Source organism: Geodermatophilus sp. CPCC 205761 (assembly GCF_051383655.1).
Classification (GTDB): domain Bacteria; phylum Actinomycetota; class Actinomycetes; order Mycobacteriales; family Geodermatophilaceae; genus Geodermatophilus.
In genome coordinates this window covers 92,754-107,655 of record NZ_JALPKQ010000006.1, presented here as the reverse complement: position 1 = coordinate 107,655, position 14,902 = coordinate 92,754, and the positions used below count along the sequence as shown (strand labels likewise).

The following is a 14,902-nucleotide window of genomic DNA, read 5'->3' as shown; positions in this document are numbered from 1 at the left end:
CTCACTCGCGCGTCACGCTCGCGGAATGGTCGCAGACCGGACGGCCTTCACCCGCTCCCGGGCCGCGGCCAGGGTGTCGTCCACCGCGACGGGCGCGTCGTCGGGGTCGATCGCGGCCTGCGCGCCACCCACCATCAGCTCGGCGTCCTGCTTCACCGACTGCTTGACCAGCGCCAGCGCGACGACACCGAGGTCGTGGTGCCGGACGACGGTGCCGACCCGGCCCACCTCGCGGGCGCCGGCGAGCACCGGCGTGCCCGGCGCGGGCAGCTGCTCGCTCAGCCCGTCCAGGTGCAGGAGCACCAGCCGGCGCGGCGGCCGGCCGAGGTTGTGCACCCGCGCGACGGTCTCCTGCCCGCGGTAGCAGCCCTTGTCGAGGTGGACGGCACTGGTCAGCCAGCCGGTCTCGTTGGGGATGGTGCGGTGGTCGCTGTCCACGCCGAACCGCGGCCGGCGGGCCTCCACGCGCAGCGCCTCGAAGGCGTCGAGCCCGGCGAGGGCGGCGCCCGCGGCCAGCAGCGCGTCGGCGCGGGCGGCGACGTCGGTCCGCGGCACCAGCAGGTCGACGACGGCGGAACCGTCCCCGATCGGCGGCATCCGGCGCACCCAGCCGCCGCCGTCCAGGGCGAGCACCGCGTACGGCGCCGCGGGGACCGGCAGCCCGGCCGCGGCCAGCACGTCGTCGCTCCGCGGCCCGGCCAGCGACAGCAGCGCCCAGTCGGCGGTCACCAGGGCGGGCTCGACGCGGAGCATGAACCGCATCCGGTCGAGGAAGGTCTGCAGCTCCTGGCCGGTGCCGGGCTCGACGTCGGCCCAGGTGGTGCCGCCCAGGTCGGTGAGGACGAGGTGGTGCTCGACGTGCCCCTGCGGGGAGAGCACCAGCGCCTCGGCGCCGGTGCCGTCGGCCAGCCGGTCGAGGTGCTGGCTGGTGAGGCTGTGCAGCCAGGTCAGCCGGTCGGCGCCGGGGATCACGAGCACGTCGCGGTCGGAGCGGTCGACCAGACCGGCACCCTCGGCCAGCTCCCGCTGCTCGCGCAGGGGGCTGCCGTAGTGGACCGGGACGGAACCGTCCTCCGCCGGCACGGCGCCGGGTCGGGACAGCAGGGGGCTCGGGGTGGTCATGACTTCTCCTGTCCAGCTCGTTCGCGGCACGCGCTGCACGTCCCGGACAGCGCGACGTGCCCCACGTCCAGCTGGAAACCCAGGTCGGCGGCCAGACGTTCCGCCGCGCCGTCGAGCAGCGCCGGGTCGACCGAGGAGACCTCTCCGCAGCCCTGGCAGACCACGTGCAGGTGCGGGTGCTGGGCGGCGTGGTAGACCGGCGCACCCTTGCCCAGGTGGGTGTGCCAGACCAGACCGAGCCGCTCGAGCAGCTCGAGGTTGCGGTACACCGTCGACGTGTCCGGGGCGGCTCCGCCGGGCCCGGCCTCCTCGCGCAGCTTCGCGCCGATCGCCTCGGGGGTGGCGTGCTCGAGCGACGCGACGGCGGCCAGCACCCGCTGGCGCTGGCTGGTCAGCCGCAGGCCGCGGGCCCGCAGGCGCTCGGCCAGCGGCGCGGCGAGCTCCGGGGGGTGCGTGTCGGCCACGCCGCCGAGCCTATGCCCGGGCCAGCACCCGGAGTGCCCGGATCAGGTCGGCGTACTCCGCCGTCGGCACGCCGTCGACCGAGGCGCCCGGCCGGCCGGTGACCCCGTCGATCCCCCCGGCGGCGGTGGCCGCGGCGAGCACCGCGGCGTCGACCGCCGGGTCCAGCAGCGCCCGCAGGGCGCCGGCGCGGTCCGGGACCAGCACCGCGAGCGCGGCGACCAGGGCGTAGCAGCCCCAGTTGGAGGTGCCCGCGGTCACCAGGGCGTCCACCGGGACGCGGCAGGCGATCCGCTCCCCGTGCGCGATGCAGGCGGCGACCACGTCGGCGGGGACGTTGCCCATGCCGATCTCGTTGCCGCCGTCGCCGACCGCCCCGGTGACCAGACCGGGCAGGGCGAAGGCGGCGTGCAGGGGCGCGGTCGACGCCGTGATGTCCACCGCCCGCATGGTCATCACCCGGCCGTCGGCGTTCGGCCCGAGCCGCTCGACGGCGACCAGGTGGGACAGCCCGAGCCCGGCCACCCGGCCGGCCACCGCGCCGTCGTCCGCGCCGGCCGGCACGACCGTGAGCCGCCCGGCACCCAGGACGTCGAGGCAGGCGCCGGTGACGTCGGCGCACGGGTCGTCGGTGAGCACGACCGGCTCGGCGCCGAGCGCGGCCAGCGCCGCGGCGAGGACGGCGGCGCCGACGGGGCCGTCGGTCTCGGCGGCCGGGGTGGGCGCCCAGGCGATGTGCACGCCGGTGGCCAGTCCGACCCGCGTGCCGGCGGCACCGGCGGCGGCCAGGTCCCCGGCCAGCCGCGCGAGCTGACCGGTCACGGCCGCCCCGATGCCGGTGACGTCACGGGCGCCCGGCCGCAGCACCGCCCGCTCGATGGCGGCGAGCTGCTCGTTCACCCGACCGGCGGGCGGGCCTCCGCCAGCACCCGCTGCAGGGAGGTGAGGTACGCCGGCGGGACGGCGTGCTCACCGCGCGGCTCGAGGAACCCGGCCACCGTCGCGCCGGTGACCGCGGCGAAGGACGCCGCCTCGTCGCCCAGCGCCCGCACGACCGGGTGGCCGCCCCACGCCGAGCTGCCCGCCAGGTGCGCCATCGCGGCGGCGCTCTCGGCCCGCTCGCCCACGCAGTCGAAGGGCTTCTCGGTGGCCCACAGCTTGCGGAAGCCGTCGGCGAGGGCGAGGTCCTCCAGCGGGTCGCCGCCGAACATCGCGACCGCCTCCTCGGGGCCGAGGAAGACCGCGAAGCACAGGAAGGTGAACAGGCACTTGTCGCAGTGCAGGCACCAGCGCTGGGTCGCCTCCCCGCCCATGTGCTTCTGCGTGTACGACCGGTTGCAGCTGAGGATCTCGCCGCGCAGGTCGGGCAGCGCGGCCACCGCCGCGACCGTGGCCAGCTCCGACAGCTGCCGGGTGAGACTGAAGTAGCCCACCCCCAGCTCGGCGGCGGCCGCGGCGAACAGCCGCTCGAACTCGTAGGACTTCGAGTACTGGTGGTTGACCCGGGCGCCGTCGATCTCCAGCGTCTCCTCGTCGGCGGAGCGCTCGTTGGCGAACACCACCGGGTCGAAGCCGCCCAGGACGGCGACCAGCGTGGAGATCGCCGAGTTGATCGCGGTGACCGGCACGTGCCCGTTGAGCCCGCCGGCCGCCGTCCGCTCGGCGAGCAGGGGGTCCAGCCGGCGGCGGACGCCGATCAGCGGCACCCCCGCGGCGGTCGCGACGTCGCGCTGCGCGCCGGTCGGGTTGACCGCCAGCGCGGTCGCCGGCGAGACGACGACCAACGCCAGCGCGGAGTCCTTGCCCCCGCCGACGGGCAGCAGCGCCCCGCCGCCCCCGGCGTCGGCCGGCACCGGGTCGGCCGGCCGCACCTCGACGTCGAACTCCACCGCGTGCGGCACGGGCAGCCGGTTCACCGCGGCGAACTCGCCGAGGCCGGACGTGTAGGCGGCCTCGGCGACGGCGAGCTGCGCCTTGGTCAGCGGCCGGGCCACGGTCACCCGGCCGGGTGCGCGCAGCTTGTAGTAGCTGGTGCCCATGACCAGGTGGACGAGGTCCAGCGCGGCGTCCAGCCGGGCGGGGTCCGCGCCGGCCAGCCGCTCGGTGTCCAGCGTCAGCCGTTCGGTGAACTCGTCGCCGGCCAGCCGGAAGGTGAAGGCGGCCTCGCCGGTGGTCAGGTCGATGGACCGCTCCGCGATGACGAACGCGTCAGACACGGTCCGCTCCGACGGCCCCGAGGATCTGCTCATAGGTCCGTGCCAACTCCTCGTAGTTGCGGTAGCGGTTGTAGCTGGGCGCGCCGGGCGAGAGCAGCACGACGCCTCCGCGCGGCGTCGTCCGCACCGCCTCGGCGACGGCCTCGGCGAGGTCTCCGGCCTCGGTCACCGGCGGCGGCAGCCCGCGGTCGGCCGCCGCGGCCCGCACGTCGGCGGTCAGCCGGGCGCCGGTGTCGGGCACGGCGACCACCCGGACGGCGCCCTCCCGGGCGACGACGGCGCGGGCGAGGTCGGCGTAGTCCAGGCCGCGGTCCTGCCCGCCGGCGATCAGCGTGACCGGCTGCGCGGCGAAGGCGTCGAGGGCGGCCAGCACCGAGACCGGCGTGGTGCTCAGGGTGTCGTCGACGAAGGTGACGCCGTCCAGCGTGGCGACCGGCGCCAGCCGGTGCGGCAGCGCCCGGAAGCCGGCCACGGCGGCACGGACGGCGTCGCCGTGGGCGCCCAGGTCCACGCCCATCCGGACGCAGGCGGCCAGCGCCACGTGCACGTTGGCCACGTTGTGCAGGCCCGGCAGGTGAGCGGGCCGGAACCCGGCGAGCTGCTCGGGGGCGACCAGCTCGGCCGGGTCGACCAGCACGGCCGGGTCGAGGTACCGCCCGGCCACCTCGCGCACCGGCGCGGCGGCCACCACCGAGCCCGGCGCGCAGTGGGCGAAGACGTGCAGCTTGTCGCGGTAGTACGCCTCGACGGTGCGGTGCCAGTCGAGGTGTTCGGGCGCGAGCGAGGTGAGCGCGCCCCACCCGGAGAACTCGTCCACGGCCGCGGCCTGGTAGCTGGAGACCTCGACGACCAGCGCGGTCCCGTCGGTCACCGAGCCGTCGAGCAGGACGTCGAGCAGCGGCGTCCCGATGTTCCCGGCGTGCACGGCGGGCCGGCCGGCCGCGGTCAGCACCGCCGCGGCCAGCGCGCTGGTGGTGCTCTTCCCCTTCGTGCCGGTGACGCAGAGGGTGGGCACCGCACGGGCGCCGAACTCGGCCAGCGCGACACCGGTGCCGGAGGCCAGGGTGGTCCGGGCCGCCAGGGCCCGCGCGTCCTCGCGGTACGGGCTGATCCCCGGCGAGCGGAGGACGACGTCGCAGCCGGCGAGCGCGGCGACGTCGGTACCCGCCCGGGCACCCGGCGGCAGGTCCTCCGGCGCAGGAGGCACGGCGTCGACGACGACGATGCCCGCGGCGCCGGCGGCCAGCGCGGCCCGGACGGCGGCGCGCCCCTCGCGGCCGTGCCCCCAGACGCCGACCCGGCGGCCGGCGAGGTCGGCGAGCCTCACCGGCGGCTCGGGACGGGCACGACCGGGCGGGGACTCACGGCGCCCACTGTACGGAGCACGGCGCGGACGCCGGGCGAGCTCGAGAGGTGCCCCGGTAGGGTCTGCGGCAGGTGCGCCGGGAAGTCTGGTCGGCAACGTCCGACCCGACCCCCTCCCCTGGAGCAGCCGCCGTGACGACGCCCTCCCGCCTCTTCGGCCGCGGCTCCTGGACCGAGACCAGCCGGATCGCCGCCGTGCTCCGTCAGGAGACCATGGGCGGCGCGCTGCTGCTCCTCGCGGCGGCCGTCGCGCTCGTGTGGGCGAACTCCCCCTGGTCCGAGGGGTACGAGACGCTGCGGGACACCCGGGTCGGGCCGGCGTCGCTGCACCTGGATCTCACGCTCGGCACCTGGGCGGCCGACGGACTCCTGGCGGTCTTCTTCTTCGTCGCGGGGCTGGAGCTCAAGCGGGAGTTCGTCGCCGGCGACCTGCGCGAACCGCGCCGGGCCGCGCTGCCGGTGGCCGCGGCGGTCGGCGGCATGGTGGTGCCCGCGGCGTTCTTCGTCCTGCTCAACCTCGGGCGGGAGGACGGCGCGCTGCGCGGCTGGGCGATCCCCTCGGCCACGGACATCGCCTTCGCCCTGGCCGTGCTGGCGGTGATCAGCACGCACCTGCCCAGCGCACTGCGCACCTTCCTGCTCACGCTGGCCGTCGTCGACGACCTGCTCGCCATCGCGGTCATCGCGATCTTCTACACCGACGACCTCTCGATCGTCCCGCTGCTGCTCGCGCTCGTGCCGCTGGCCCTGTTCGGGCTGCTCGTCCAGAAGCGGATCCGTTCGGCGGGGTGGTGGGGTGGGCGGACGGCAGGGTGGCTGCTGCTCCCGCTCGCCGCGGTCACCTGGGTGCTGGTGCACGAGTCGGGCGTGCACGCCACCGTCGCCGGGGTGCTGCTGGCCTCCACCGTCCCGGTGCTGCACAGCGCGGCCAGCCCGGGCCCGGACGCCGGGCCCGGGCTGGCCGAGCAGCTCGAGCACCGGCTGCGGCCGCTGTCGGCCGGCTTCGCCGTCCCGGTGTTCGCGTTCTTCTCCGCCGGCGTCGCCGTCGGCGGCCTCTCCGGGCTCGGCGCCTCGGTGACCGACAGCGTCGCGCTCGGCATCGCCGTGGGCCTGGTCGCGGGCAAGGCGATCGGCATCACCGCCGCCACCTGGGTGGTGTCCCGGTTCACGCGGGCCGAGCTCGACGAGTCGCTGGGCTGGCCCGACGTCGTGGGGCTCGCCCTGCTGGGCGGCATCGGGTTCACCGTCTCGCTGCTCATCACCGAACTGGCGTTCGGCCTGGGCTCGGCGACCTACGACCACGCGAAGGTCGGCATCCTCACCGGCACGATGGCGGCGGCGCTGCTGGCCACCGTCGTCCTGCGGCTGCGCAACCGCCGCTACCGGCGGATCCACGCGGAGGAGACGGTCGACGCGGACGGCGACGGCGTCCCCGACGTCTACCAACGGGGTTCCGCCGAGGGCTGAGAATCTGCGTTGCCGACCCCTCGGAGCCGACGTACCGTCGAAGTACACGAGAGAGGAGGTGGTCCGACACTTGCATGCTTATCGGACTCGTGAGGTGGCTGTCCGCTAGCCGCCGTCCAGATGGGCCGCCCGTTCAGACGACAGTCTGAGCGACGGCAGATCGCCCGTCCGTCGTACGGCGGCGAGCGAGAACCGGACAGTCACCCGACCCCCGGGCCGCCGACACTTGTCCAGTCGGCCCGCGTGCTGCTCCCCGCTCCGGCGGGGCCGCGCCGCGGAGCAGCCCGGGGGTTGTCCGTCCTCGGGGGAGGTCAGGTGGCGTTCGCCGGCGGTGTGGGCGGGGAGGCCGGCACCGTGGACGGCACCTCCGCCGGCGCCTGGATCGCCGCCGCGCTGCGGCCGCTCGACGAGCACGTCGTCGGCTCCCTCGTCCCACCCCACTTCCCGGCCTACGCCCGCGTCTTCCACCCGGCGGCGCGCTACGCCGGCCTCGACGACGTCGACGTGAGCTGGACCGAGGTCGCCGCCGGCAACGGCAGCGTCGTCCACCCGGCCATGGAGTGGGGCTCGATCACCGGCGCGATGGAGTTCTTCGACGAGGCCGATCAGTCCCCGCTGTGGGACGGCGCCCCCGCGATGGGACACCTCCCCGTGACCGTGGCGGCGCGGCTGGCCGAGGTGCTGGCCCGGCACACCACGACGCCGGGGGACTGCTGGTTCGGCGTCTGGTCCGGCTTCGGGTTCCCCGCGGCCGACCGGCCGGCGCTGGCGCTGCCCGGGCGCGCGATGTGGCTGGTCCGGGGTCCGGTCGGGCTGGCCGCCGCCAACCTGGCGCCCGAGCCGGCCGAGCAGAGCGCGAACCTGTGGTGGCCGGCCGACCGGGCCTGGGTGGTGGCGACCGACATCGACCTGGTCACCACCTACGTGGCCGGCAGCCCCGCGTGCGTGGCCGACCTGCTCGCCACCCCCGGGCTCGAGGTGGCCGAGGTCGACGCCGGCCAGCGCACCACGTGGGACGCCGACACGCTCAACCCGCCACCCGTCGACGCCCCCGAGTGAGGGGCAGAAATGGCCATTTCTGCCCCTCAGCTCAGAGGACGGCGAGCTCCGCGGCGAGGTCGTCGAGGCCGAGCGAACCCTGCGACAGCGCCGCCATGTGCCACGCCTTGAGGTCGAAGTCCTCACCGCGGGCCCGCCGCGCCGCCGCCCGGCCCTCCAGCCAGGCCCGCTCGCCCAGCTTGTAGCTGATCGCCTGCCCGGGGAGGCCCAGGTAGCGGATCAGCTCGCTGTCGAGGAAGTCGGTGGTGCTGCCGCTGTGCTCGCCGAAGAAGGCGCGGGCCAGCTCCGGTGTCCAGGGCCGGCCGCGGTGCTCGGCCAGCGCGCCCTCGGCGTCGTCCGGGACCGGCAGCCGCAGGTGCATGCCGATGTCGACGACCACGCGCATCGCCCGCAGCTGCTGGGCGTCGAGGTAGCCGAGCCGGGTGCCGGGGTCGGCGAAGTACCCGAGCTCGTCCATCAGCCGCTCGGCGTACAGCGCCCACCCCTCGACGTTCGCGCCGACCGAGCCCAGCGACGCCTGGTAGGTCGACAGCTGCGTGGAGACGTGCGCCCACTGGGCCAGCTGCAGGTGGTGGCCCGGAACGCCCTCGTGGTACCAGATCGAGGTGAGGTCCCAGAGCGGGAATCGCTCGCGGCCCAGGGTGGGCAGCCACGTGCGGCCGGGGCGGGAGAAGTCCTGCGCGGGGCGGGTGTAGTAGGGCGCCGCGGCGCTGCCGGGCGGCGCGATCATCGCCTCGACGCGGCGGACCGGCTCCGCGAGGTCGAAGTGCGTGCCGTCGAGGGCCGCGATCGCCTCGTCCATCATCGCCTGCAGCCGCTCCCGGACGGCGTCGACGCCGTCCACGGCCGGGCCGTGCACGTCCAGCCAGCGCATCGCCTCCATCGGCGTCGCGCCGCGGACGACGCGGTCGGCCTCGGCCCGCTGCTCGGCCTGGAGCCGCCGGTGCTCGGCCCACCCCCAGGCGCAGGCCTCCTCCAGCCCGTCGCCGGCGCCGAGGTCCGAGCCGGTCCAGCGGCGGGCGTGCAGCGCGTACCGCTCCCGGCCGACGGCGTCCGGCGTGCCCTCCGCCTGCGGGCCGTAGCTGTCGCGGAGGAAGTCCCGGATCCCGGCGACCGCGTCGTCGGCGGCGCGGGCCGACCGCTCGAGGTCGCCGCGCAACGACTCCGGCCCGCCGGCGGCGAAGCCGGCGAAGAAGGGCCCGGCCAGCCACTCGCCGAGCTGGTCGACCACGGTGGCCACCTGCCGCGGCGCCACGAACGTGCCGCGCCGGGCGCCCTCCTCCAGCGACGCCCGGTACCCGCGGTAGGCCTCCGGCACCCGGGCCATCCGGCGGGCGATGACCGCCCACTCCTCCTCGGTGGCCGCCGGCATGAGCAGGAAGACCTGCCGGATGGAGTGCACCGGGCTGAACAGGTTGGACAGCGCGCGCAGCCCCTCCCCCGCCTCGTGCAGCGCCAGTTCGGCGTCGAGCCGCTCGCGCAGCAGCCGGGCGCACCGCCGCTCGACCGGGTCCTCCGCCAGGCCCGGGTCCGCGGCCAGCACCCGGTCCAGCTCGGCGAGGGTGTCGCGGGCCAGCCCGGCCTCGGCCTCGAGCCCCTCCGGGCTCGGGTCGGGCAACCGGTCGTCGCCCGGCCGGGTGCCGAGCGAGGTCGCCACGATCGGGTCCAGGTCGCAGACCGCGTCGACGTAGCGGTCGGCGACCTGTCTCGGGGTGGTCGGCCCGGTCACCGGATCCGCTCCAGGCGGGCGGACATGGTCGGGCGCAGCGGCTGGTCCCCCGCGGCGCGGTCGACGGCGTACATGAGCGCGCCCTCGACGATGCCGTAGAGCCGGACGGCGCGGCTCACGTCGGGCGCGTCGGGCGTGCGGGCGACGACGTCGCTGGTGAGCTCCCAGCTGGTCGTCGTCCGGGCCCGGCCCACGTAGATCTCGACCAGCCCGTCCGGGCTGGTGACCAGCAGCTCGACGTCGTCCCGGCCCCGGGGCCGCCAGAAGCCGGACTCCCGGGTCTCGGGCCCGATGACCTCCCCGCCGTCGGAGAGCCGCCAGGTCCGGGAGTCGTAGGCGAGGAAGCCGCGGCCGTCGTGGCTGAAGCGGACCCACTGGCCGAACCGGTGGTCGCCGCCGGCACCGGCCGCCTGCCCCTCCCCGTGCCACTCGCCGAGCAGCGGCAGGATCGCCAGCAGTTCCTCGGAGACCTCGGGACCGGAGCGGACGTCGACGGTGTCGGGGACGGGCAGCTCGGTGGCGTCGCTCACCGGCCCGTCCCCCTCGGGCGTCGGGCGAGCCGGACGGCGCCGTAGCCGCTGCCCACGGCGGCGAACGACGCCAGGGCGACGAGGACCCAGGCAGAGACCATGCGCTCCACCGTAGGGCCGCCTGGTGAGGGCGCTGGAACGGCCCCGTCCAGGGCACCGTCCTGAGCGTGCGGAGGCCGGGGGCCTTCGTCACGCGGGAGCCGGCACCGCCCCCGCCGTCGCCGCCAGGACCTGCGCCCACGGGGTCGCGGTCAGACCGAGGACCGCGGTGGTCGCCGTCGCGTCGATGACGTACTCCTGGTCGAACTGGTGCCGGACGTCGACCACCTCCCGCATGAGCGGGGAGACCGTCCCGATCGCGCGCAGCACCGGCCAGGGGATGCCGCTGACCGGCACCGGCGGCACGCCGAGCGCGGCGGCCAGGTCGCCGATCGCCTGGCGTTGCGACCGTGGTGGCGTGCTCGGCACGTGCCAGGCCCGCCCGAGCGCCCGCTCGTCGGTCCCCAGGGTCGCCAGCGTGGCGGCGACGTCGGGCAGGTACGCCCAGCTGCGCGGCGCATCCGGGTCGCCGACCACCCAGGCCCGCCGGCCGCGACGCACGGCGGACAGCTGGCGGCCCAGGTGGGAGTGCTCGGCCGGCACCTGGGGGCCGACGAAGTCCGCGGCCCGCGCCTCGGTCATCCGGATCCGGCCGGCCTCGTGCGCGGCGAGCGCCGCCCGCCACATCGCGAGCCGCACCCGCCCCTTGCGGTCGGTGGCGGCCAGCGGGCTGTCCGGCGTCATCGGGCCGCTCGGGCGGCCGTAGACGTAGAGGTTGGACATCGTCACCAGCACCGCGCCGGTGCGCTCGGCCGCCTCCAGCAGGGCCGCGGCGACCGGCGGCCAGTCGGTCGGCCAGCGGTGATAGGCGGGGTTGACCGCGTTGTAGAGGGCGGCGGCCCCGCGGGTCGCGTCGGTCAGCGCGCCGGCGTCGGTCGCGTCGACCGCCCGGTGCTCGACGGCCTCGGTCGATCGCCCGCCGCTGCGCGAGAGCACGCGGACGCGGTGCCCCTGCGCGGCCAGCAGCTCCGCCGTCGTCGTCCCGACCGCGCCCTTGCCCACGATCACGTGCAGTGCCACGTCGTCCTCCTCGTCGCGTTTCGAGAGCAGTGCTCTCGCTTGCGGACGACGCTCGCACACTGCGGGACATGGCGTCAAGAGCGGCGCTCTCACTTGCGTGCGGTGCTCGCACGAGCGACGATGGGTGCATGCCGACCACCGCGCGCGAACGCGTCCGGGCCGAGCTCACGGCCGAGATCACCGACGCCGCGCGCCGGCAACTGGCCGAGGTGGGCGCCGCCGCCCTGTCGCTGCGCGCCGTCGCGCGGGAGCTGGGGATGGCCTCCTCGGCGCTCTACCGCTACTTCCCGAGCCGCGACGACCTGCTCACCGGACTGATCATCGACGGCTACGACGCGCTCGGGGCAGCCGCCGAGACGGCCGACGACCCGACTGCCGCGCCGCGGGACCGGTGGCTGGCCGTCTGCCGGGCCGTCCGGGCGTGGGCCCGCGCCCACCCGCACGAGTACGCACTGCTCTACGGGTCCCCCGTCCCCGGCTACGCGGCCCCCCGGGACACGGTGCCCGCCGCCGCCCGCGTCGGCATCGTCCTGGGCCGGGTGCTCGGCGACGCCGCCCGCGGAGGCGCACTGCCCGAGGGGGCAGGGGTGCCGCGGGACGCCTCGCTGATCAGCGACGACACGGTGACCGTCCTCGGCGGCGAACACCCCGCGCTCGACGACGCCGTCCGGCTGCGCGCGCTGCTGGCCTGGAGCGCGGTCTACGGGACGATCAGCTTCGAGCTGTTCGGCCACTTCGTCGGCTCGGTGGTCGACGCCGACCGCTACTTCGACCGCGCGATGGCGGAGCTCGCCGGGCTGGTCGGTCTCTGACGTCCCCGCCGGTCGTCGGGCACGCACCGTCCTCCGAGGGGTCGCGGTCGGGGACGGCGCGCCGGGTGCGGCGGCCCGAGGACTGGTCACCCGCCGACGTCCGCGAGGAGGCTCCGCCGCGTTCGACGGGGTGGAGCGCGGCCGGACACGGACGTCCGGCCATCGGGGACGACACCCCACGAGGTGAGGAGACGCCCCATGCGCATCCGCAGGTCACGAGTCCTCGTGGTCGCGTCGGTCGCGGCCGTCACCACGCTCGGCCTTGCCGGCCCGGCTTCGGCCGACGACGCCCACCCGGAGGACTTCGACATCCAGGAGGCGGTCGACCGGGCCGAGTCCGGCGACACCGTCCACATCCCACCGGGCACCTACCACCAGAACGTCGAGATCACGACCGACCACATCACCCTGTCCGGCTACGACGTGGTCCTCCGGCCGGCCGACGACGCCGAGCCCACCCAGTGCGACGGACCCGCGGAGGAGGGCGCCGAGGCGCGGATCTCGGGCATCTGCGTCTTCGGTGAGGTCGTGTTCCCGGCGGAGGACGACCCGACCGGGGAGATCGAGGTCGTCGACGCCGTGGAGGGCGTGACGGTCCTCGGGATCACGGTCGAGGACTTCACCGGCAACGGGCTGATCGGCCTCGGCACCGTGGACCTCGAGGTGGAGGACAGCCGGTTCGAGGACAACGGCGGGTACGGCGCGGCCAGCTTCGTCACCCACGGGACGACGTTCCACCACAACGCCGCGGTCGGGAACACCGAGGCCGGCTTCTACGTCGGCGACAGCCCCGACGCGCAGGCCGACGTCCACGGCAACCACTCCACCGGCAACGAGCTGGGCTACTTCTTCCGGAACGCCAGCCACGGGTGGGTCAAGCACAACGTGGCCGAGGGCAACTGCGTCGGTACGCTGGTCCTCTCCGGCGCGCCCGGTCTCGCCAGCGGCTGGGAGTACGCCGAGAACGAGGTGACGGCCAACAACAAGGTGTGCGCCGGCGTCCCCGAGGAGGGCATCCCGCCACTCAGCGGGGCCGGCGTCGCGCTCGTCGGCGCCCAGGACTTCCTGGTGCACCACAACACGGTCACCGACAACGCCTCGGATGCCGAGAGCGCGGTCGAGGGCGGCATCGTGGTGGTCTCGAGCGCCTCGGTGCCGGGGCTCATGCCCTTCGACCCGATGGGCACGGTCGCGGAGAACTGGGTGTTCGGCAACGAGCCCGCCGACCTGGTCACGGACGGGACCGGTGACGTCGACTTCGACGACAACCGGTGCGACACCCCGGCCGAGCTCTGCGACTGACCCCCGCACACGACAGCGCCCGCCCGGCACACCAGCCGGGCGGGCGCTCGGCCCCTCCCGGGGCTGTCGTCAGTCGATCGCGACGGTGGTCTCGTTGAGACCGACGTCGGCGGTCAGCACCCGCTCGCCCTTGCCGAACGGCGCGAGCGAGCGCAGCTTCCACTGACCCGGCGCGGCGAAGAACCGGAACTCACCCTCGGGGCTGGTGACCACCTCGGCGGTGAACTCGTCGGTCGTGTCCAGCAGCCGGACGTAGGCACCGGCGACGGGAGCGCCGTCGTGCCACACCTGGCCCTGGATCACCGTCTGCGTGGTCAGGTCGATCCCCTCGAGACCGTTGCCCTGCTTCGGGGCTCCGCACATGGTCGAACTCACTTCTCGATCGGGACGCCGACGAGCGAGCCGTACTCGACCCAGCTGCCGTCGTAGTTCTTGACGTCGGGCTTGCCGAGCAGCTCGCGCAGCACGAACCAGGTGTGGCTCGAGCGCTCGCCGATCCGGCAGTAGGCGATGGTCGCCTTGCTGTCGTCGTAGCCCTGCTCGTCGTAGAGCTTGGCCAGCTCCTCGTCGCTCTTGAACGTGCCGTCCTCGTTGGCCGCCTTGCTCCACGGGATGTTCTTCGCCGTGGGGACGTGCCCGCCCTTCTGCGCCATCTCCTGGGGGAGGTGGGCGGGGGCGAGGATCTTGCCGGAGAACTCGTCGGGCGAACGGACGTCGATGAGGTTCTTCGAGCCGATCGAGGCGACGACCTCGTCGCGGAAGGCACGGATGGAGAGGTCGGGCTCCTTGGCCTGGTACCGGGTGGCAGGGCGCTCCACCGGGTCCTTCGACAGCGGGCGGCCGTCGAGCTCCCACTTCTTGCGGCCGCCGTCGATGAGCTTGACGTTCTCGTGGCCGTAGAGCTTGAAGTACCAGTAGGCGTACGCGGCGAACCAGTTGTTGTTGCCGCCGTACAGGATCACGGTGTCGTCGTTGCTGATCCCGCGGGACGAGAGCAGGGCCTCGAAGCCGGCCTTGTCGACGAAGTCGCGGCGCAGCGGGTCCTGGAGGTCCTTCTTCCAGTCCAGCTTGACCGCGCCCTCGAGGTGGCCGCCGTCGTAGGCGCTGGTGTCCTCGTCGACCTCGACGAAGACGAGGCCGGAGGTGCCGAGGTGCTCCTGGGCCCAGTCGGCGGTGACGAGCACGTCGTTGCGGCTCATGGGGGGTGTTCCTCCCTGTGGTCGGGTGTGCGGATCGGTCAGGTGGCGCGCGCCGGCACGAGCCGGCGGACGGTCAGGTACAGCTCGCAGCCGAGGCAGAAGCCGGTGGCCGCGTTGAGCAGGGCCGCCACCAGCGCGAGGCCGGTCGCGACGGCGCCGACGAGCGGCGCCCCGAACAGGTACCCCGCGGCCCCCACGACGGCGAACCCGAGGCCGACGAGCTGGGCGAAGCGCGGCGGCGCCTCGGGTTCCCGCTCGCGGACCGGGCCGAGCCGCGGGGCGACGAGGACGCGGAACAGCACCCCGTAGGGCGCGTACCGCAGGCCCGCGACCGCACCGACCGCGAAGACGGCCGCCTGGACGGCGACCAGCCAGCCGGCGGCGGTGAGCAGGGCGACGGCGAGGACGACGCTGGTGACCCACGCGGCGAAACGCGGACCCCGGACGTCGACCAGTCGCTCGGTCGGATGGGGGGCAGCAGACATGGGGTACTGGGCTTCCGGACGGCGGTCAGGGCACG

General features: G+C 75.3%; 15 protein-coding genes. 4 read left to right on the top strand and 11 right to left on the bottom strand.

The annotated features are described in order from the left end of the window. Positions 1–12: 12 nt before the first annotated feature. The 5 genes from ygfZ to murD are packed head-to-tail and all read right to left on the bottom strand — an operon-like array spanning position 13 to position 5,127. Complete coding sequence (ygfZ, locus tag MY526_RS05390; RefSeq protein WP_436703411.1) at positions 13–1,122, bottom strand: CAF17-like 4Fe-4S cluster assembly/insertion protein YgfZ; 1,110 nt, start codon at positions 1,120–1,122, stop codon at positions 13–15. Further along, positions 1,119–1,586 carry a Fur family transcriptional regulator gene (locus tag MY526_RS05385; RefSeq protein WP_436703410.1) on the bottom strand — a complete coding sequence of 156 codons (468 nt, stop codon included), beginning with the start codon at positions 1,584–1,586 and terminating at the stop codon, positions 1,119–1,121. The genes ygfZ and MY526_RS05385 overlap by 4 nt, the downstream gene beginning before the upstream one ends. Before the next feature lie 10 nt (positions 1,587–1,596). After that, positions 1,597–2,484 (bottom strand): glutamate cyclase domain-containing protein, encoded by an 888-nt coding sequence (locus MY526_RS05380; protein WP_436690139.1) that lies wholly within the window; start codon positions 2,482–2,484, stop codon positions 1,597–1,599. Next, positions 2,481–3,800, bottom strand: a complete 1,320-nt coding sequence (locus tag MY526_RS05375; protein WP_436703409.1) for a hypothetical protein — start codon at positions 3,798–3,800, stop codon at positions 2,481–2,483. Before MY526_RS05375 ends, MY526_RS05380 begins: the two co-directional genes overlap by 4 nt. Continuing rightward, positions 3,793–5,127 carry a UDP-N-acetylmuramoyl-L-alanine--D-glutamate ligase gene (gene murD / locus MY526_RS05370; RefSeq protein WP_436690143.1) on the bottom strand — a complete coding sequence of 445 codons (1,335 nt, stop codon included), beginning with the start codon at positions 5,125–5,127 and terminating at the stop codon, positions 3,793–3,795. The genes MY526_RS05375 and murD overlap by 8 nt, the downstream gene beginning before the upstream one ends. A gap of 170 nt (positions 5,128–5,297) precedes the next feature. Here murD and nhaA point away from each other — a divergent pair, with 170 nt between their 5' ends. Together nhaA and MY526_RS05360 are read left to right on the top strand one after the other, a co-directional pair. Beyond that, positions 5,298–6,632: a Na+/H+ antiporter NhaA gene (nhaA, locus tag MY526_RS05365; protein ID WP_436690145.1), complete on the top strand. Its 1,335-nt coding sequence runs from the start codon at positions 5,298–5,300 to the stop codon at positions 6,630–6,632. Between the two features lie 315 nt (positions 6,633–6,947). Beyond that, the gene (locus MY526_RS05360; protein WP_436703408.1) at positions 6,948–7,691 is read left to right on the top strand and encodes a hypothetical protein; all 744 of its coding nucleotides are present in this window, start codon (positions 6,948–6,950) and stop codon (positions 7,689–7,691) included. Positions 7,692–7,722: 31 nt separating this feature from the next. On the opposite strand, the gene MY526_RS05355 is transcribed toward MY526_RS05360, so the two are convergent. From MY526_RS05355 to MY526_RS05345, 3 genes are all read right to left on the bottom strand, one after another. After that, positions 7,723–9,420: a DUF885 domain-containing protein gene (locus MY526_RS05355; protein ID WP_436690149.1), complete on the bottom strand. Its 1,698-nt coding sequence runs from the start codon at positions 9,418–9,420 to the stop codon at positions 7,723–7,725. Then, positions 9,417–9,950 carry an FABP family protein gene (locus tag MY526_RS05350; protein ID WP_436690151.1) on the bottom strand — a complete coding sequence of 178 codons (534 nt, stop codon included), beginning with the start codon at positions 9,948–9,950 and terminating at the stop codon, positions 9,417–9,419. Before MY526_RS05350 ends, MY526_RS05355 begins: the two co-directional genes overlap by 4 nt. Before the next feature lie 189 nt (positions 9,951–10,139). Next, positions 10,140–11,069, bottom strand: a complete 930-nt coding sequence (locus MY526_RS05345; RefSeq protein WP_436690153.1) for an NAD-dependent epimerase/dehydratase family protein — start codon at positions 11,067–11,069, stop codon at positions 10,140–10,142. Between the two features lie 128 nt (positions 11,070–11,197). Between MY526_RS05345 and MY526_RS05340 the strand changes: the two genes are divergently transcribed. Next, the gene (locus MY526_RS05340; protein WP_436690155.1) at positions 11,198–11,881 is read left to right on the top strand and encodes a TetR/AcrR family transcriptional regulator; all 684 of its coding nucleotides are present in this window, start codon (positions 11,198–11,200) and stop codon (positions 11,879–11,881) included. A gap of 198 nt (positions 11,882–12,079) precedes the next feature. Beyond that, entirely contained in the window at positions 12,080–13,183 is a 1,104-nt protein-coding gene (locus MY526_RS05335; RefSeq protein WP_436690157.1) for a right-handed parallel beta-helix repeat-containing protein, read from the top strand. A 69-nt stretch (positions 13,184–13,252) separates the two neighbouring features. Here MY526_RS05335 and MY526_RS05330 read toward each other — a convergent pair whose 3' ends face one another. The 3 genes from MY526_RS05330 to MY526_RS05320 are packed head-to-tail and all read right to left on the bottom strand — an operon-like array spanning position 13,253 to position 14,867. Then, entirely contained in the window at positions 13,253–13,546 is a 294-nt protein-coding gene (locus MY526_RS05330) for a DUF1416 domain-containing protein (RefSeq protein ID WP_436703407.1), read from the bottom strand. Between the two features lie 8 nt (positions 13,547–13,554). Then, a complete protein-coding gene (locus MY526_RS05325; RefSeq protein ID WP_436690161.1) occupies positions 13,555–14,382 on the bottom strand; it encodes a sulfurtransferase in 828 nt (275 codons plus the stop codon). Between the two features lie 38 nt (positions 14,383–14,420). Next, positions 14,421–14,867 (bottom strand): DUF4395 domain-containing protein, encoded by a 447-nt coding sequence (locus MY526_RS05320; protein ID WP_436690163.1) that lies wholly within the window; start codon positions 14,865–14,867, stop codon positions 14,421–14,423. Positions 14,868–14,902: the final 35 nt, after the last annotated feature.

Coding starts and splice junctions, on each gene's coding strand:
- MY526_RS05320 (WP_436690163.1), bottom strand. CDS start 14,867: ATGTCTGCTGCCCCCCATCCGACCGAGCGACTGGTCGACGTCCGGGGT.
- MY526_RS05335 (WP_436690157.1), top strand. CDS start 12,080: ATGCGCATCCGCAGGTCACGAGTCCTCGTGGTCGCGTCGGTCGCGGCC.
- ygfZ (WP_436703411.1), bottom strand. CDS start 1,122: ATGACCACCCCGAGCCCCCTGCTGTCCCGACCCGGCGCCGTGCCGGCG.
- MY526_RS05340 (WP_436690155.1), top strand. CDS start 11,198: ATGCCGACCACCGCGCGCGAACGCGTCCGGGCCGAGCTCACGGCCGAG.
- MY526_RS05325 (WP_436690161.1), bottom strand. CDS start 14,382: ATGAGCCGCAACGACGTGCTCGTCACCGCCGACTGGGCCCAGGAGCAC.
- MY526_RS05330 (WP_436703407.1), bottom strand. CDS start 13,546: ATGTGCGGAGCCCCGAAGCAGGGCAACGGTCTCGAGGGGATCGACCTG.